Source organism: Paenibacillus sp. MZ03-122A (assembly GCF_024213325.1).
GTDB classification, from domain to species: Bacteria; Bacillota; Bacilli; order Paenibacillales; family Paenibacillaceae; genus Paenibacillus; species Paenibacillus polymyxa_B.
In genome coordinates, this window is sequence record NZ_JANAVI010000012.1 from 1 (window position 1) to 17,867 (window position 17,867).

The window sequence follows — 17,867 nt, forward strand, 5'->3', positions numbered from 1 at the left end:
AACACGACCGTTAAGCCCTCCAGCGCCGATGGTACTTGGACCGCAGGGTCCTGGGAGAGTAGGACGTCGCCAAGCAAATAAAAGTATGACCTCTACATAAAAAACCGCGATTATCGCGGTTTTTTTGTTTCCAAAAAGATCTGCTTGTCAAAAATGAAGTATGAATCCCTTAAGTCAAGACAAGTAAGACAAAAGTAAACCAGTTTTGTTTTTGAAAAAACCATGTTAAACTTTTCTCATAAAAATAAATGTACTTTTTGAGGTGAGTTGAAGTGTTGGAACGTTCTATGGAGAATACAAGGGAATTACACAAAGGAAAGGGAGTGATTTAAAAAAGAAAAGGAGATTATAAATGAGCACTTATCAAACAGTTATTAGTGATGGATTTGAGCTGAAATATGCTATAAGAGGTAACGGAAGACCGATATTGGTGATCGGCAGTAGTGTATATTATCCTCGCTTATTTTCAGACCATTTATATAAAAAGTTTCAGTTTATTTTTCTGGATCATAGAGGGTTTGCAAAACCGACTCGAGCTTTAAAACCAGAAGACTATACTTTGGATAAAGTTATTAATGATATAGAAACAGCAAGACAATGCCTTCATCTAAATGAATTTATCATATTAGGACATTCCGGGCATGCTTTTATGGCTTTAGAATATGCAAAACAATACCCGGACTATGTTCAAAAAGTGGTGCTTTTAAATTCAGCACCTACAAACAGCCAAGAAAGACAACGGCAAAGCTTTTCTTTCTTTAATGAAACGGCCAGTTCAGAAAGAAAGGAACGTTTTGAAAAGGACATTGTTTTATTAGAGGAAGATATCAAAAGAGACCCTGATAGAAGATTTGTTCACATGTGTATACGTATGGGAGCTCAAAGCTTTTATGATTATGCCTATGATGCGGCTTACACGTGGAATGATGTATATACGAACATGCCTATCATTGATTATTTATGGGGAGAAGTATTCGGAAACATGAATTTGATACAATCCTTAGCGGATATCCATAAATCCGTATTTATTGGTTTGGGAAGGTATGATTATTTGGTTGCGCCAGTTTCTTTATGGGATAGGGTCGATGACACCTACGAGAACGTGAAAAAAGTGGTTTTTGAATATAGTGGGCATAACCCGATGTTTGAAGAACCTCATTGTTTTCATCAAACATTAGCCGAATGGATTAATGAAGATCACTAGGATTCTTGCTAAATCATCTCTTAGATGCTCAGTGGCCCGTAAAATGAGAATCACCTTCATTTTACGGGCTTTCTTATTGAGCGTTATTTATCTTTTGCACCGATGACAAAATACTATGATTTTGTTATTAGTGACTTGACGGCTTAACTAGGTTCTGTATAATAACCGAAAGGAAATAATGTATTGTTAGTTTTTTGTTGTACTTCTATCTGGAACAGCTCAAAGGATCAAGCGGACTGAACAATTTAGTAAAGCAATGATATGGAGGTCGTTATGAAATACGAAATTATTTTGTTTGATGTTGATGACACGCTGTTTGATTTTAAAATGGCAGAGAGTCATGCGCTACATAATACGTTTGCCCAATTTGGATTGCCGCAAGGGGCCACGGAGTATAAATCCAGCTATGATAAAATCAACAGTTCGTTGTGGCGAGAGGCAGAGGAAGGACATATTACCTCGGCACAGCTACGGGTCGAGAGGTTTAAGCGATTATTTACTGTTCATGATCTAGACTTCAATCCAGATGCCTTTAGTGCTGCTTATTTACGTTATTTGGGTGAAGGTGCTTTTTTGATGGACGGAGCGATTGAATTATGTAATGTACTATCCGACTGTCGTTTGGCGATCATTACGAATGGAATCAAAGAGGTGCAAACCTCCAGAATTCAGCTTTCGCCGCTGCGTGATGTGTTTGAGCAGGTAATTATTTCAGAGGAAGTGGGTTGCCAAAAGCCACAAGCTGGTATTTTCGATTACGCATTTACCAAGTTGGCCATCTCTAATAAAAGTAAGGTTCTCATGGTCGGCGATTCTTTAACCTCTGATATTCAAGGAGGGAACAAATATGGAATTGATACCTGTTGGTTCAACCCTTCCAGAAAAACAAATACGTCTGGGATTCAACCTACTTATGAAATAACAAGTTTGATGGAGCTGCCGAATAGTGTACTTTCAAAGTATTCCGTACTGAATCATACATCGGCTGAAACTAGATGAATAATGTCGAAATCAGAAGGCCGGAAATTAAGGACATCGAAAAGTTGAATGAATTGTTTAGAGTTGTGATTACAGACACGTTTGCTAAAGAAGGCATTGGTCATATGCTGGAAGACATAGAGGAAGAAATTGATAGTAAGAGGTTATATTTGGAAAGTGACTTGGAGAGTCACGGTGAGCAGCGATATTTCTTAATCGCTGTAGATGGGAATCAAATAATGGGTTCTATTGAATATGGACCAGTAAGTCAACTAATAAGTAAATCTACCAGTGATACATTTAAAAAGTTATGCGAGGTAGGAACTGTATTTGTTCACCCTGACTACCAGAAGATTGGGGTAGGGAATTTATTGTTGAAATCAATGTATTTGGCGCTGAAGAATAGAGGAGTAGAAGAATTTTGTTTAGATAGTGGATATCGTATTGCGCAGAAAATATGGAAAAAGAAATTTGGAACTCCTGATTATTTATTAAAAGATTATTGGGGAGCAGGCTCTGATCATATGATATGGAGAATCAAAGTCAAGGATGCTATTAAATGATCAATTGCTTGGCAATCTCTTGTGTGTCTTTAATCTACAGGGACCAAAGTTATAAAACAAGGCAGGCCGGAAAATCGGACTGCCTTGTTTTAATTTTTTCATCGATATTCACCGTTGCTAACTGCATTTGTTATTAGTTAGAGATAGCTTTAAGGCGGAAGGTAGAGCTGGCGAAATCTCCAGAGAGATCCGAGACAACAAGCCCAATTTTCATTAGGCGGTCACCTCCAAAAATTTCGCCATCAAAAGCTACGCAGAAGGGGGAACCGCCATCTTCCACTAAGGTATTACCCGCATGGACTGCTGTGTTGCCCGTCGCTCCGTGTTCGATTATATACTTTTTATCTGGGTCAAGTCCTTTTAGAGTTAGTCGCCGGATGGGCCCATTCGGTTCAGCTAGTACGCGGAAGTAAGCGACAAAAGCTTCGGACTGGTCCTCGCTAACGAACATCCAGGCCGTATCGCCTCGACCTTCAAATGGACTAAGGAGTCGATACATATCTCCCTGCTGTACGAGGGAACGAATTTCCTTATACTGGGCAATTTGTTTGGCAGCGAGCTCCTTTTCTTCATTTGTAAAGGCAGTTAGGTCAAGTTCGTAGCCAAAATTTCCGCTCATTGCCACGTCGCCGCGTATAGCGAGGGAGGTGATTCGCCCCACCTGGTGATTTGGTACGTTCGATACGTGTGCGCCCATGGTACTGGCTGGATACACGATGCTTGTGCCGTACTGGATAGCCAATCTTTCAATGGCATCGGTATCGTCACTGGTCCATGTCTGCGGCATATAGTAGAGCATTCCGGGATCGAATCGTCCACCGCCTCCGGAACAGCTTTCGAACAAGATGTCCGGGAACTGGGAGGTCAGACGTTCCATCAGATCGTAAAGTCCGAGCATATAACGGTGTGCAGTTTCCTTTTGACGTTCACTAGGAGCGGTAGCCGAAGCAATCTCCGTCATATTACGGTTCATGTCCCACTTGACATAAGTAATCGGAGCGATCGAGAATACGGAGCTAAGTGTCTCATACAAGTAGTCACATACTTCCTTGCGGGAGAGATCGAGCACCAGTTGGGATCGGCCTTCCGTCCGCCGCCGGCCTTCCGCATGCAGGCACCAGTCGGGATGGCTGCGGTACAGTTCACTATCCGGTGATACCATTTCCGGCTCAACCCACAAGCCAAACTGTAATCCTTGTTCATTAACCCGTTTTGCCAGGTCAGCAAGCCCGCCAGGCAGCTTGCGACGGTCTTCAAACCAGTCTCCAAGCGAACTGTCATCGTTGTCGCGCTTACCAAACCAACCGTCATCTAGAACAAAGAGCTCAATTCCAAGGGGTCCTGCTTCCTTGGCAATCGCTTCGATTTTGTCGGCGTCGAAGTCGAAATACGTGGCTTCCCAATTGTTCACGAGAATCGGACGTTCTTTGTCACGGTAAGCCCCTCGGCACAGACGTGTGCGATAGAGTCGGTGATAGGTGCGTGACATGCCTCCAAGACCTTCTTCGGAAAAGACCAATACGGCTTCAGGGGTCTGGAATGACTGACCTGGCTCAAGCCGCCAGGAGAAGTCAAAAGGATTGATTCCGATACTTACACGAGTCTGATTGAATTGTTCTACTTCTGCCTGTGCGACGAAGTTGCTGCTGTAGATTAGACTGAAACCGTAAACATCCCCACGATCTTCAGTCACATCAGGACGAAGTAGTGCCAGAAAGGGGTTCATTTGGTGGCTGCTGGAACCCCGTCGGCTCTCGAGCCGAATGGAACCGGGTCCGAGATCGCGGCGCTGAATATGTCTTTCCCGAACCCAGGCTCCAGATAAGTAGAGAGCTTGGTAGTTGGAATCGGCGAAGTCGACAGAGGCACTCATGGCGTGTTCAATATTTATGGTAGCGCTTCCCTTTTGTTCAAAAAGAGTAGATCTAGCAATGGCACTATGATTCGCAAATACAGTATAGAGCAATGTAGTCTTAAGCCCCGAGTATTGATCCTCAAGGATCAAAAAGAGGGTTGTGGCTTCATCATCTGATTCGGCATAGACAGAAGGAAGTCCCTCGAGCTTTGGTTTACCCGGTTCAATACGGTAACCACTATATTTCAGCTCCGTAGTCCGAGTTCCGTCCGCAAGTGCAACCTGGTAAGCTGGTTGACGAAAGTCGCTTGTTCCATACTGGGGGTATTCCTGAGGAAGCGTGTCCAAAGAAATTGTACGGCTGGAAGAAACGGGAGTGGGAGAGAAGGAGCAACGCTCCCTAAGCTCCAATATACTTGCGAGACTTTGGTCATGATGAAGTTGAGCTCCCCAATAGACATGTGCGGGATATCCTTCTACAAGCTGGATAATATAGCTGCAATCCTTGGACTGCAAATGAAACAAACCAAGCGCCTCGTTAACATGAATGTTCATGATATTCACTCCTTAGGGGGTTATCATTATTGTTTTACGTAAGGATACTGATCAATGACAACAAGACTCTCAAGTACTGATGTTAGCCTTTTTTGCATGAGCTCTCCCGAATGACAAGCTTAGTCCCGATCACGCTGTACGCAGGTGGTTCACGTCCCTCAAACCGTTCAGAGAGCAGTTGCACGGCAGCCTTTCCCATCTGTTCGGGATAAGCACGGACAGTGGTTAGCGGTGGCTGCACGAAGGCTGCCATCTCAATGTCGTCGAAGCCGACAACAGCCATATCTTCGGGTACCTTGACTCCATGTCCATGAAGGGCGCGGAGGGCGCCAATAGCGAGCGGATCGCTTGCAGCGAAGCAGGCTGTCGGTCGTTCCTGTTGGGTTAGGAGTTCGTTCATCATGAGATAACCATCCGCGGTACTCCAGGTACCTATACGGACGAATTGAGGATTGTACAACCCCTGTTCCCGCATGAATCGTTCAAAATAATGCGCTCTTCGCTCACCGTCGCTCTTACCGCCGATAAATCCGATTTGTCGGTGGCCAAGCTCAAGTAGATGACCGAGTGCCTGATCAACAGCTTGCCGGAAATGAAGTCGTACAGAATCATACTCAAGCTGTTCATGGTACTGGTCGACAAGGACAATGGTGTTCTTGTCAGGATGAAGCTTGAATACCTCTTCAGGGTCAACGCCGCCCACAACAATCAGACCGTCCGCCTTCTGCAGGGTGCCGATGGATGAGCGGCCTCGCAAGGTCTGGCCCAACGTCAGGCCAAGCTCTTCACAGCGCAGTTCGATTCCACGGCGGATCGAAGCGTAATACGGATCGTCTCTTTCCTCCTCAATAGAACACCACAGCAGGAGGGAGACCGTTTTCCCGGCACGTTCCGTATTCTGCTTTAATTGCCTCAGCCGGGTAGGCTTATACCCGAGTTGCTCGGCAACCCCAAAAATTCTGTTTTTAGTGTCTGGGCTTACGGACAGTGACAGATCGTTATTTAAAACCCTTGAAACGGTTGCGGCAGACACACCCGCTTCGCGGGCAATGTCTTTAATGGTTGCCAAAAGAGCTCACACCTTTTTAGTTAATAATTTTACTAAAAATCGACTTTATCCTAACACATCTCTAAAGCACTTTCAAGAAGAACGGTTGAATTTTTTTAACTTTATTTTTGAACTACTACTGTAGAGATTGTTTGTGTTAACATGATGAATATTCTCTTGATGACGGAGGGGTCCTAGTTGAATATTTTGTCACTAGCTCGTAAGTGGTTCGGTCGACTTCGCTTTAAAAGCAAGGTTATAACGGTATTTCTTCCGCTAATTATTATTTCTCTGCTTATTCTTGGACTATTGTCAAACCAACTTTTCAGCCGTTCTTTGATAGATCGAACCACCAGCAATGTGGTCGATGAGTCTCAGCTCATCTTGTCTAGGACCGATTATATATTCAGGAGTGTGGAAACGGCGGCCAATATTATGGTCACGAATATTAACCGGATGTATGATTCATACGGTGCCAAACCTAATACTGCCATGGAGCCTATTCAGTTTGGAAACTTGATGCAGAGCCGCTTATCCATTGATTTGTCAATCTTTCGTGAGGTGGATGCCGCTGTATTCATTGATAACGAAGGGACGATTTTCGCCTCTTATACCGAAAGCGGGGATGATCGCAAGATCTATAGCATGCTTAAGCAGGTAAGGGAATCTGAAAGTTATGGACAGGCCCTCTGGTTTGATATGGAGAAGAGGGATTTCCTAACACCAGATCGGAGCTCTCCCGTTTTGACGCTGGGGAAGATGGTCATTAATATAGACACCGGCGAACCCTATGGAACGCTTTTTCTGTTAGTGAAGGAAGAAGGTTTGTCTGATTACTTTCGTTCCAGCGATCCAGATGCACCCAAATCTTATTATTTTTTAGATAACGAAATGCGCGTGGCTGTGGCAGAAGACAATGAGATGTTGATGAATCTGGTGAATCCACAGCTGGGTGAGGCCATCCAACGTTGTGCACCTAATGCATCCCATGGAACGTGCTCATTCGAGTATGAGGGCAATCTGGTAACGGTCACGGATTATAACCGGATGGATTGGAAGTTGGTCAATATTGTTTCTCTTAGCCTGCTTACGGCTGATGTCCGGCAAAATGTTAGACTGTCGCTCTTAATCGGCGTGTTATGCCTTATTTTTTCCTGGCTGGGCGCTAGCTTTCTATCTAAAATGGTCGTTAGCCCTCTCGAACAACTAACTAGGGCCATGCGGACTGTTGTAACCGGTGACTTGCAATCGGTTACAACAGTCCGCACAGAGGATGAGATCGGTACCATTGCTGAAGCGTTTAATTTTATGATAAGACGAGTTCGGGAGCTGCTGGATGAGGTAAGGCAGGAACAGAACCGTAAGCGTGAATATGAACTTGCACTAATAAGTGCCCAAATTAAACCGCATTTTCTGTACAACACTTTGGATACCATTTATGCACTCAATGAGTTAGATCGTAATGAGGAGGCTAGAGATACTACAAAAGCGCTGGCAGATTTTTATCGAATGGTGCTGAACAAGGGACGGGAATTAATCACTTTAGAAAAGGAAGCTCAGATTACTGATGATTACCTGACGATTCTGCAAATCCGTTATCCCGATGTGTTTCGCTATGAAGTGGATATCCCTCCAGAGCTTGCAGGTACACCGATCCCGAAGCTCTCGCTTCAGCCGCTTGTCGAGAATTCGATTTATCATGGTCTTAAGAAGAAAGAAACAAAAGGTTTTATCCGTATTTTTGCCTTTAAACAGGGAGATAAGGTGGTCGTTCGAGTGCAGGACAACGGTGTGGGGATGGATGAATTCCAAGTTCAGACTATCATGTCCAGACATTTACCGAAAGAAGGAATACGATCAATCGGTACCTACAGTGTTCAGCAACGACTGAGCCTCTATTTTGGCGAAGAGTATGGGATATCCGTGCAAAGTGTGCTCACGGAGGGAACAACTGTTGACCTGTTGCTGCCGATGCTGCCAAAGGGGAGTGAACACCAAGATGTATAAAGTGATGATTGTCGATGATGAACCGCTGTTCCGAGACTTTCTGCGTATTAAGATAGATTGGGAAAGTCATGGCTTTCGGGTTTGCTGCGAAGCAAGGAACGGCCAGGAAGCACTTCAGGAAGCCGAGCGGCATCAGCCGCATCTCGCTCTCGTAGATATCAATATGCCTTTTATTGACGGAATTGAATTAGCCGAGAGGTTGAAAGTCAAGTTCGAACGCATCGTTATTGTATTCATATCCGGACATAACGAATTTGAATACCTACAGAAGGCGGTTCGAACCGGAGTACAGGATTATTTGTTGAAGCCGTTCAATGCAGAAGAAATGCTCTCGATGTTGGAACGTATTAAGCCGAAACTACCAGTGTTTCCACAAGAGAGCGAAAGTACCGAGTGGGGTAAGCATGGTAGCGAAGCGTTGCACGGCAGAGCAGGTATGCCTGATTTGGGCCATCTGCGTGATGCGGTCGTGCTAGACCTCCGAATGAAAGACAGTGAAACGTTAGAGGAGGTCCGTAAGGCAATCCGGCAGCTTAGTATATACAAGTGGGGGGATGAATACGCGGATGCGATGCTTATGGGAATCGTATCTCTAGCACTTTCCTTTGCAAGTGAACGCGGTATTCCTTATGATCGGCTATGGGATGAAGGAGGGAACAAATCTCCTTACGACCGGCTGCGGGAGTTGGATTCCTGGGAGGCTGCTGAAGGTTGGATGCTCGCCCTATACCGCAAGCTGATCCAGCTGATGGAGAATATGCGTCCTACGAAGGCTTCCAATTTGTTTGCGGCGGCGATCAATTATATTGAGGAACATTATGCAGACACAGAGTTGTCTGCTGAGCAGGTTTCGTGCGGAGTTTTCGTCGATCCAAGCTATCTCCGGCGCGTTTTTCGCAAGGAGTCTGGCTTCTCCATAGTAGATCATATTACACACATCCGGATGAAGAAGGCCAAGGAGCTTTTGCTGTATGGAAATCGGAAGCTGTCAGAAATCGCTGAAAGTGTTGGATACAGTGACCCCAATTATTTCGGCAAATGCTTCAAGAAACGCTTTGGCATGACACCGACTGAATATGAGCAACTTAAAAAAAGGTAGCGCCTTTCCTAAGAGGCAGGACAAATCGATTTAAGCCTGGCGGTTTTCCTATATATGGAGAACCGCTACTCTATTTGTCCCGTTTTTTACTGATTAAGCCCGTTTTATTCCTTAATCAAAAAAAGAAGCGGCAGTATACTGTAGTCATGCAAATGAAAGCGTAATCATAAAACACACTGCATGAGGGGGATTAAACACATGAAAAAAACTTACAGAAGTTGGAGTGCAGCTTTGCTAGTGCTCACCATGTCTATTGGATTGGTCGCTTGTGGCGAAGATAACTCGACCTCTTCCAAGAGCGAGGCAGGGGACGGTACGATCAAATTGAAGGTGTATGCGCAACATTTTGATGACGATACCATAAAGCCGTTCGATTATGCGGTGGAAGAACTCAAAAAGAAGATGCCAAACGTAGAGATTGAACTGGATCCTGCCGTGCAGGATGGAGGCCAGAAGCTGAAAACCTATGCGGCAACGGGAAACATGCCGGACATCTATTTAGCGGATTGGTCTGTTCTGCAAACTTTCGCAAAATCGAAAAATGTTGAGGTGCTGGACAACTATGACACAACGGCCGAATTCAAGAAGAATCTTAACCCGGGTGTTGAATCGCGTTTGGTAGCTCCAGACAATCATGTATATGCTTATCCCGAAACCGGTATAGAATTCCAAATGATCTATTATAACAAGTCAATTTTTGAGAAGGTCGGAATCAAAACACCGCTTAAGACGATTGACCAGATGGCCGATGCAGCGAAAAAGTTGAAAGCCGCAGGTTATGTACCTATGTCAATCTTTGCCAAGGAAAAATGGATAACGACCGCTTTTTATAATGGACTGGTTACAAGGGAGCAGCCACATGGATTCGGAGCACTTGATCAGAAAGGTGTAATAGCATTGCCGAAAGCATTTGTAACAGTGGCTCAGCAGATGAAGCAATTGCAGAGAGCCGGATTGTTCGATGCCAACGCCACGAATACCAATTATGATCAGGCATCGTCCTTATTTTATCAAGGGAAGGCTGCTATGTTCGTGAACGGACAATGGGAAATTTACAGTTCACAAGAAAAGCTGGGTGACCAGGTTGACTGGATGTACTGGCCTGCAAAGGATGAAGCAACCTACGAGAATTCCAAATATTTCATAGACGGCTCGGGTTCACCACAAGGTTACGCAGTATCACCGAGTAGCAAGAACAAGGAAACAGCTGTAAAGGTAGCGGCCTTCCTTGCCACCAAGTCAGCCGAGTACAGATACACCCAACTTGGAAGTCCAATTGTTTCGCAGAAAGTGGATAAGCCAATGGCCTCTAATGTCCCAGCAATGATGCAGCGAGTCGTCAAAGAGTTGCTGCCAAACGCGCAGGAATATGCTCAACTTCTGAGCAATACAAAAATTCAGAACACTATTAATGACAATACTCAAAATTTAATGGTAGACAATTTCTCTGAACAGGATTTTGTGAACAATCTGAATAGCACATTGGAAAAAGAAAACTGAGAATTCAGGGATTCGGCAACCCTTGGCGGATAAGTCGCTGGGGGATGCTGTTCCAAAGATAAGGGGTGGAAGCAAGACATGAATAAATATTTGGGGAACAAATCGGCGCTCGCACTGTTTCTCCTCCCTGCTTTGATACTGTACAGTGTGATACTGATATATCCTGTTCTGCAAACTGTTCTTCGCAGCTTTTATGATTGGGATGGCCTGAGTACGCTGACCTTTTCGGGACTGAGTAATTATCGGGAACTGTTCTCCGATCCTCTACTTGCTACTTCGCTTAAGAACGGATTAATCTTTGCCATTGTGCTGGCGGTCTTTCAGATCGGACTGGGAACACTATTAGCGCTAATCTGCGCGGACCCGCGCACACGCGGGCGAAAAATACTGAAAACGTCTTATTTTATCCCAGTTGTCTTATCGGTAACCGTGGTGTGCCAGCTGTGGATCGCAATCTATGACCCAACTAACGGATTGATCAACCGGCTGTTTGATCTCTTGAACATCCCTTATCAGCAAAATTGGCTAAGCTCCCCGACAGCATCGATTATTGCCATCGCCTTCGTTAATGCCTGGCAGTTTATGGGGTATCAATTCGCGCTGCTATATGCAGGAGTTAAGTCAGTACCCGAAGACTACTTTGAAGCCGCCACGATTGACGGCTGCAGCAAATGGAGAGCGCACTGGCATGTCACACTTCCTCTGATGAGGGAAACTTACAAATTCTGCTTTATTATTGCGATTACCTCTGGAATTGGGGCCTTTGTGCAGATGCTGATTATGACAAATGGTGGCCCCGGCACTACAAACTATACAATGACATTCATGATTTACCGCTATGCTTTCATGGAAAGCAACTATGGGTATGCATGTGCTGTATCCGTGCTGCTTGTATTAATCTCACTATTGGCAACTGTAGTCATCAATAAGCTGTTCGACCGCGGACAAACCGCCTGATAAGGCGTGTATCGAAAAGGAGAACGAAATGAGTAAAACCGCTTTGAGCAAGTTCAGACAAGCTGTTCTGCAGATACCGCTGTGGTTGTATTTTATTGTTTCGGTCTACCCGTTGTTCTGGATGGTTTCCTACTCGTTCAAGAACAACGATGAGATCTTTGTCTCTAATCCATTTGGACTGCCGACGCATTTTCGTTACGAGAATTACATTAATGCCTGGACGCAGTTTAATATTCCCCGTTACTTTCTGAACAGTCTGGTCGTATCAACGATTTCGACTCTGTTCATCCTTTTACTGGCTCTGATGTTTGCCTTCGCAGTGGCTCGTATGAGATGGAGGTTTCGTTCTGCCGTTCGGACTTATATGATCATAGGAATGTTTATGCCACTGCAGGTTATCATGATACCGCTGGCGATTCTGGTTCGCGATTTTCATCTTACCAATACGTATGGAGCTCTTATTCTTCCTTATATCGCAATTGGTCTTCCTTTCTCGTCCATGATTTTTTACGGATTTCTTATAGGAATTCCTAAGGAGATTGAAGAGGCGGCATGCATGGATGGAGCTAATATTTATAGACTGTTCCTGAAAATCATTGTGCCACTTGCATTGCCCGCAATTGCGACGGTGGCCATTTTTCAATTCTTGAACAACTGGAATGAGTTCACTTTGGCCTATATTTTAATTTCTGATGAAAATATGAAGACATTGCCACTCGGCTTGCTTTTCTTCCAAGGCTCTTACAGCACAGATTGGGGAGCCATGGGGGCTGTTATGACTATGGCTTCCTTACCGATGGTACTCGTCTACCTGTTCTTGAGTGAACAAGTGGAGCGGGCGATGACGGTAGGTTCGGCTGTAAAAGGATAGAAAGGATAAACTGCTCGGGGTTGAGAATCAGAAAAAGATTCTCAACCCCGGGCAGTTTTGCTATGTACATACGTTAGTTCAATCCGACGATGGTCTGTAGGTAATCAGAAACCTTACAGCAAAGAAATGTTTTTGTAAGATTCAACTGTTGTTCGTTATGTAGAAACTAATTATGCTGGTAAATAGCAAGGCAAGGAAAGAAGTGAGCAGAATTGAAAGATCCAAAGCAAAGTTTCAATGAAATATTAAAAAATCGTAAAAAAACCATTATAACAGTAATAGTTGTTGTTACTATAATTATATTGTTAATCACTCTGGTATTTGGCACCATGCATATTATCCGGGGTTCTATATACACCACCACGAAAACCTCCTAAATCTACAACCAAAGGGGATTAGATTGTTGTTATTGCTTGAATGATCAAATAAAGGCATTATAGAGAAATCAGTTGTTAAAAATTCAAGCATTAAGAAGGTAGAAAACACAATGCAAAAGATATTAATAGTAGAGGATGACCCTCAAATTAGCTCCTTGCTCCAATCCTATCTTGAAAAGTATGGTTATCAAGGAGTTATTGTTTCAAATTTTGATCAAGTTTTAGTTGCCTTTCAAGAGGTGAAGCCTGATTTGGTATTACTTGATGTGAATCTTCCTCGTTTCGATGGATTTTATTGGTGTAGACAAATACGGACTCAATCTACATGTCCCATCCTTTTTGTGTCTGCACGCGATGATAAAATGGATCAGGTCATTGCTTTGCAAAATGGAGCAGATGATTACATTACGAAACCATTTTATCCCGAAGTACTGTTAGCCAAAGTAGAAAGTAATCTGCGACGTGCCTATGGTTCTTATGCCGTTGCTCCAAAATCCCGTTCCTTAAAAGTGTCAGGTTTGACGCTATATCCCGATATTATGGAACTTGTGTTCCATGACAAGCAGGTCGAAATTAGCCAGAAAGAAGCAGCACTGCTAGAGCTATTAATGACGTATCCTAAACAGGTTGTGGGTAGAGTTCATCTCTTAGAGGCTTTATGGGATGATCACCAATATGTGGGGGAGAACACATTGAATGTTTATGTCACTCGTGTCCGTAAAAAGCTGAGCGAGCTGGGACTGGGGGATATCATAGAGACGGTTAGAGGGGCTGGCTATCGGCTTCACTTGACTGAGGAGGATGAACGGTGAAGCTTTTTTGGCGTGACCATTTTTCGCTGGTGATTTTTAATATCATCCAACTTTTTTTTGTGTTAAGTATCTATTGGTTGGATGGTTACCGTAACTGGTCGACGGCCCTGTATTCCGTCTTTTTTGGGGCTTCCATATTGCTGGTTTATTTGCTCTTCCGATATGTCCTGTACTCTGGTTTATATCGAATATTATCCACTGCAAACCTAAGAGATTTAGATGAGCTTATTCAGATGAAAGTACTTAATCCGTTAGCCTCTTCTTTGCAACATTTGCTTTTACAATATTACCGATTGTATCAGTCTCGAATTCATCAGTTAGAGCATCAGCAGCGTGATCATATTACATTTATCAATCAGTGGGTTCACCAGATGAAAACTCCTCTTGCTGTTATTCATTTAATCCTCAAAGGAAAAATAGATCCTGAATCTGATCAGATTTACGATGAAATTGATCGAATGGGAAAAGGACTAGACATGATTTTATATATGTCACGGTTGGAATCCTTTGAACCTGATTTTCATGTGGAGCCTGTTGTATTACGAAAACTGGTTAGTGATGTGATCTATGATAACAAAAGACTATTGATTCGTAACGAAATTTATCCTTCCAATGAAGTGGACGAGCAGTTGTGTGTGATAACCGATGCCAAGTGGCTAAGATTCATAATTAACCAATTGGTGACCAATGCGGTGAAGTATTCTTCAGGTCATGCCCACAGTCTAAAACTGATGTCTCACGTAAGAGATCATGTCATTGTGTTGGAAGTACAGGATGAGGGGATTGGTATCCCTAAAAAAGACGTAGAACGGGTATTTGAGGCTTATTACACAGGTGAAAATGGGCGGAAGTATCGTGAATCAACCGGGATGGGTCTCTATTTGGTGTCTGAAATCTGCAAAAGACTGAATCATAACATTCAGTTAAAATCGACGGTTGGTGAAGGGACGACGGTTCAAATTCTGTTTCCAATTCGCAAATGAGAAACCTTACAACAGATTTAAGGTTTTTGTAATGTTAATCGATCGCTTCACTTGTCTGGATGGATTATGATCATGACATAGGAAAAAGAAAGGAATGAATTATGGAGATTGTACGAATGGATCAAGTCACCAAAATATACTATGGCAAGGTTCCCTACCGAGCCCTTAACAACATCCATTTAACGATCAAACAAGGCGAGTTTGTTGGCATTATGGGGCCGTCTGGTAGTGGGAAGACTACATTATTAAACATGATTTCAACCATTGATATGCCGACTTCTGGCGAGGTTTGCATTAAAGGGGAAAATCCACATCAGCTCAAGAAGGATAAGCTGGCTTTATTTCGTCGCAAAGAGCTGGGATTTGTATTTCAGGACTATAATTTGCTGGAAACTCTCACTTTGGGAGAGAACATATTGTTTCCTCTGATGCTGAATAAAAAAGGATTAAAGGAAATGGAGCACAAACTGGAAGAGGTAGCGAAGAAACTGGATATTATTGATATTTTGGATAAACGACCTTATGAGGTGTCAGGAGGACAAAAGCAAAGAGCAGCTGTAGGCAGGGCTATTATTCACTCTCCTTCACTCTTGCTCGCAGATGAACCCACTGGAAATCTCGACTCCATGTCTTCACGTGTTGTGATGGAAATGCTGGGGCTTATCAGTCGTGTGGATCATTCCACAATCGTGCTGGTAACACACGGAGCCGTGGAAGCCAGTTATTGCGATCGGGTTATTTTTATAAAAGATGGTGAGTTATATAATGAAATCCATCGTAGTCATAGTCAGCAATTATTTTTTCAAGAAATTATAGATATACTCTCCTTTTTGGGGGGAAGTAGACATGCGCATGAGCTTTCGTCTGTTAGCATGGAATAATCTCAAGCACAATGTGCGTGCTTATGTACCTTACTATGTAAGCAGCTCATTGATGATTTCGATTTTTTTCGTATATGCGATATTTATTTTTCACCCGGATGTCTCAGATGCAATCACAGCAGCTAATGTAAAAAAGGGATTACAAGTTGCTGATCTGTTGATTTTTGTGTTTTCCTTTTTCTTCGTATTATACACAAACCATATTTTTGTTGCTGCACGGAAAAAAGAATTTGGTATACTGACCATTTTAGGGACACATCACAGGCAGATTTATTTTTTGGTCGCATATGAAAATCTAATTATAGGCTTTTTATCCTTAATTACCGGGATTATCGGAGGATTTGTTTCAGCGAAATTCTTTCTACTTTTGGGCTCCAATGTCATAAGAATGTATTTAACGTTTTATTTTCCTTGGAAAGCACTGGCTTTCACCGTGGTGGGCTTTATGTTTTTGTTTATATTGATCTCATTTGTGTCTGTTTTCTTCATACGCTATTTTAAATTGCAGCAGCCTTTTAGCAAGGTTTCACAGCTGAAAAAGGATTTAAAAGCTTCATGGAGCCTGTCCTTTCTTGCCATAGTATTAATAGGAGCGGCTGTATATTTGATGAGGATTGATTTTCCACCCTACATTTATCTGGCACCGTATCGTTTGGGGACTCTTTCTTTTTATATATTACACTATTCAGTTGGAGACACATTTAAATATACAATTGTAATGGGAATTATTGGTGTTTACTTATTTTACACTCAATTATGTGTACTATTCATTCAATTGCTTAAAGCTAACAGGAAATGGTCTTGGAGCGGAATACGCTTATTATGGTTATCTGAGATCACATACAAAATTAGGAATAATGCCGGGCTGTTTTCATTAATTACCCTAATTTCTATCATTTCCTGTGTAGGAGCAGCATCAACGTTTGACTCTATGCAGCAGCAAAAAAGATTTCTTAAGGAGCAATCCTATTCATTTGCACTTACTTCTGATGTTGTAAGTTCTATAGAGCTTGAAAAAGGGATTGACCAAAATCTTCATACGGCTGGGGTAGATTATTCGAAAGGTGAAGTATTGATCTTTCCCTTTCATGAACAGCTCGCGCCAGTGATGAAACAATCCAATTATGAGGCTCTTGCTTCCAGGTTTAAGGAGCTAAAACAGGCAGTAGCGCTTCGGGATCATCAAGGCTTTTTCATTTTTGATTCAAACGGGATGTCTTTAGAAGAACAGAAAACCTTTTTTGAAAAAAAGCTAACTTACAATCAAGGAAAATCTCAGATTATGAATATTCAGATTATGGATACTCGGAAGTTGGACCATAACTTAAAGTCTGATGAAAACATCATCTCTGAACTAGGACGGTTACTTGTTGTTCCAGATCGAACTTACGACCATTTAATTGAACAACGGTATTTCAATGATCCATTGGCATACAAATCTGTTTACTACTTTGTGCCAAAATGGAAGAATGGTCAACTTTCTTTAGATACTTCAGAAACTCAACAGGAGATATGGTTGTATTCCGTGTTGGCCCACAAGGTGAATAAAGGGGTGCTTAACTCTAGAGCAGTGGATTATTTGACATCGGAGATGGATCTGAATATTAGCGAATTTATTGGCGGATTTATCGCCATTATTATGTTGGCAAGCACTGTAAGTCTATTGTATTTCAGATTGTATGTAGATCTTCAACGGGATGAGGAAATATACCGAGCTTTATCGAAAATCGGACTAAACTCAAGAGAAATGAGACGAGCTGCATCCAGACAAATTGCTTTCTTATTTCTTCTGCCATTAGTCGTATCATCCATAGGAATAGTGCTTTGTTTAGTTATGTCAGAACCATCTGGAGTATATGTAGTACCCTTTCGCATTACGCTTATTCAGATTATGCTGTGCTTTTGGGCAATCCAATTCTTTTCCTTTCTTATTGTACGGTTCCTGTACCTTCGTCAATTGGATTTGAAGATGTTATAAGGAACGATAAGCTGTGTGTAAAAAAGTTGCAGAAGGGGAGGAGCGGTTCCTCCTTTCTGGAATCTCCACGGATTATAGACGATGCAGCTCTCAATCACGATTTCCTTGATGGGGAGTCATACAAAGAAATTGTAGTGTAGAGGAAGAATTGAAATTCATATAACAACGTATTTATTAGACTTAATAAACTTAGAAAGAG

Annotated in this window: 14 protein-coding genes and 1 rRNA gene; 13 read left to right on the forward strand and 2 right to left on the reverse strand. The window is 42.8% G+C overall.

Annotated elements, in window-relative coordinates; translation table 11 throughout:
* From rrf to NLX74_RS20615, 4 genes are all read left to right on the forward strand, one after another.
* Positions 1-75, forward strand: a 5S ribosomal RNA gene (gene rrf / locus NLX74_RS26045); the annotation flags it as partial.
* Positions 76-352: 277 nt separating this feature from the next.
* A complete protein-coding gene (locus NLX74_RS20605; RefSeq protein WP_254329825.1) occupies positions 353-1,204 on the forward strand; it encodes an alpha/beta fold hydrolase in 852 nt (283 codons plus the stop codon).
* 273 nt (positions 1,205-1,477) lie between these two features.
* Positions 1,478-2,203 (forward strand): YjjG family noncanonical pyrimidine nucleotidase, encoded by a 726-nt coding sequence (locus tag NLX74_RS20610; protein WP_254329826.1) that lies wholly within the window; start codon positions 1,478-1,480, stop codon positions 2,201-2,203.
* Positions 2,200-2,745 carry a GNAT family N-acetyltransferase gene (locus NLX74_RS20615; RefSeq protein ID WP_254329827.1) on the forward strand — a complete coding sequence of 182 codons (546 nt, stop codon included), beginning with the start codon at positions 2,200-2,202 and terminating at the stop codon, positions 2,743-2,745. The genes NLX74_RS20610 and NLX74_RS20615 overlap by 4 nt, the downstream gene beginning before the upstream one ends.
* A 133-nt stretch (positions 2,746-2,878) precedes the next feature.
* Here NLX74_RS20615 and NLX74_RS20620 read toward each other — a convergent pair whose 3' ends face one another.
* Complete coding sequence (locus NLX74_RS20620) at positions 2,879-5,155, reverse strand: alpha-galactosidase (RefSeq protein ID WP_254329828.1); 2,277 nt, start codon at positions 5,153-5,155, stop codon at positions 2,879-2,881.
* Positions 5,156-5,237: 82 nt separating this feature from the next.
* Positions 5,238-6,224, reverse strand: a complete 987-nt coding sequence (locus tag NLX74_RS20625; protein ID WP_235306353.1) for a LacI family DNA-binding transcriptional regulator — start codon at positions 6,222-6,224, stop codon at positions 5,238-5,240.
* A 177-nt stretch (positions 6,225-6,401) separates the two neighbouring features.
* On the opposite strand from NLX74_RS20625, the gene NLX74_RS20630 reads away from it, so the two are divergent.
* The 9 genes from NLX74_RS20630 to NLX74_RS20670 all read left to right on the forward strand — a co-directional run bounded on the left by NLX74_RS20630 (position 6,402) and on the right by NLX74_RS20670 (position 17,668).
* Positions 6,402-8,210 (forward strand): sensor histidine kinase, encoded by a 1,809-nt coding sequence (locus NLX74_RS20630; RefSeq protein WP_235306352.1) that lies wholly within the window; start codon positions 6,402-6,404, stop codon positions 8,208-8,210.
* Positions 8,203-9,309 carry a response regulator transcription factor gene (locus tag NLX74_RS20635; RefSeq protein ID WP_069291914.1) on the forward strand — a complete coding sequence of 369 codons (1,107 nt, stop codon included), beginning with the start codon at positions 8,203-8,205 and terminating at the stop codon, positions 9,307-9,309. Before NLX74_RS20630 ends, NLX74_RS20635 begins: the two co-directional genes overlap by 8 nt.
* A gap of 198 nt (positions 9,310-9,507) precedes the next feature.
* Positions 9,508-10,809, forward strand: a complete 1,302-nt coding sequence (locus tag NLX74_RS20640) for an ABC transporter substrate-binding protein (RefSeq protein ID WP_254329829.1) — start codon at positions 9,508-9,510, stop codon at positions 10,807-10,809.
* Positions 10,810-10,887: 78 nt separating this feature from the next.
* The gene (locus NLX74_RS20645; RefSeq protein WP_061830977.1) at positions 10,888-11,766 is read left to right on the forward strand and encodes a carbohydrate ABC transporter permease; all 879 of its coding nucleotides are present in this window, start codon (positions 10,888-10,890) and stop codon (positions 11,764-11,766) included.
* 28 nt (positions 11,767-11,794) lie between these two features.
* Positions 11,795-12,637 carry a carbohydrate ABC transporter permease gene (locus NLX74_RS20650; RefSeq protein ID WP_254329830.1) on the forward strand — a complete coding sequence of 281 codons (843 nt, stop codon included), beginning with the start codon at positions 11,795-11,797 and terminating at the stop codon, positions 12,635-12,637.
* A 487-nt stretch (positions 12,638-13,124) separates the two neighbouring features.
* Complete coding sequence (locus NLX74_RS20655; protein ID WP_254329831.1) at positions 13,125-13,826, forward strand: response regulator transcription factor; 702 nt, start codon at positions 13,125-13,127, stop codon at positions 13,824-13,826.
* Entirely contained in the window at positions 13,823-14,809 is a 987-nt protein-coding gene (locus NLX74_RS20660; protein WP_254329832.1) for a sensor histidine kinase, read from the forward strand. Before NLX74_RS20655 ends, NLX74_RS20660 begins: the two co-directional genes overlap by 4 nt.
* A 101-nt stretch (positions 14,810-14,910) precedes the next feature.
* Complete coding sequence (locus NLX74_RS20665; RefSeq protein WP_254329833.1) at positions 14,911-15,690, forward strand: ABC transporter ATP-binding protein; 780 nt, start codon at positions 14,911-14,913, stop codon at positions 15,688-15,690.
* Entirely contained in the window at positions 15,656-17,668 is a 2,013-nt protein-coding gene (locus NLX74_RS20670; RefSeq protein ID WP_254329834.1) for an ABC transporter permease, read from the forward strand. The genes NLX74_RS20665 and NLX74_RS20670 overlap by 35 nt, the downstream gene beginning before the upstream one ends.
* Positions 17,669-17,867: the final 199 nt, after the last annotated feature.

Bases quoted from the DNA above. Each gene is read 5' to 3' on its own strand.
- NLX74_RS20605 (WP_254329825.1), top strand. From the start codon at position 353: ATGAGCACTTATCAAACAGTTATTAGTGATGGATTTGAGCTGAAATAT.
- NLX74_RS20650 (WP_254329830.1), top strand. From the start codon at position 11,795: ATGAGTAAAACCGCTTTGAGCAAGTTCAGACAAGCTGTTCTGCAGATA.
- NLX74_RS20640 (WP_254329829.1), top strand. From the start codon at position 9,508: ATGAAAAAAACTTACAGAAGTTGGAGTGCAGCTTTGCTAGTGCTCACC.
- NLX74_RS20635 (WP_069291914.1), top strand. From the start codon at position 8,203: ATGTATAAAGTGATGATTGTCGATGATGAACCGCTGTTCCGAGACTTT.
- NLX74_RS20610 (WP_254329826.1), top strand. From the start codon at position 1,478: ATGAAATACGAAATTATTTTGTTTGATGTTGATGACACGCTGTTTGAT.
- NLX74_RS20645 (WP_061830977.1), top strand. From the start codon at position 10,888: ATGAATAAATATTTGGGGAACAAATCGGCGCTCGCACTGTTTCTCCTC.
- NLX74_RS20670 (WP_254329834.1), top strand. From the start codon at position 15,656: ATGCGCATGAGCTTTCGTCTGTTAGCATGGAATAATCTCAAGCACAAT.
- NLX74_RS20655 (WP_254329831.1), top strand. From the start codon at position 13,125: ATGCAAAAGATATTAATAGTAGAGGATGACCCTCAAATTAGCTCCTTG.
- NLX74_RS20620 (WP_254329828.1), bottom strand. From the start codon at position 5,155: ATGAACATTCATGTTAACGAGGCGCTTGGTTTGTTTCATTTGCAGTCC.
- NLX74_RS20665 (WP_254329833.1), top strand. From the start codon at position 14,911: ATGGAGATTGTACGAATGGATCAAGTCACCAAAATATACTATGGCAAG.
- NLX74_RS20615 (WP_254329827.1), top strand. From the start codon at position 2,200: ATGAATAATGTCGAAATCAGAAGGCCGGAAATTAAGGACATCGAAAAG.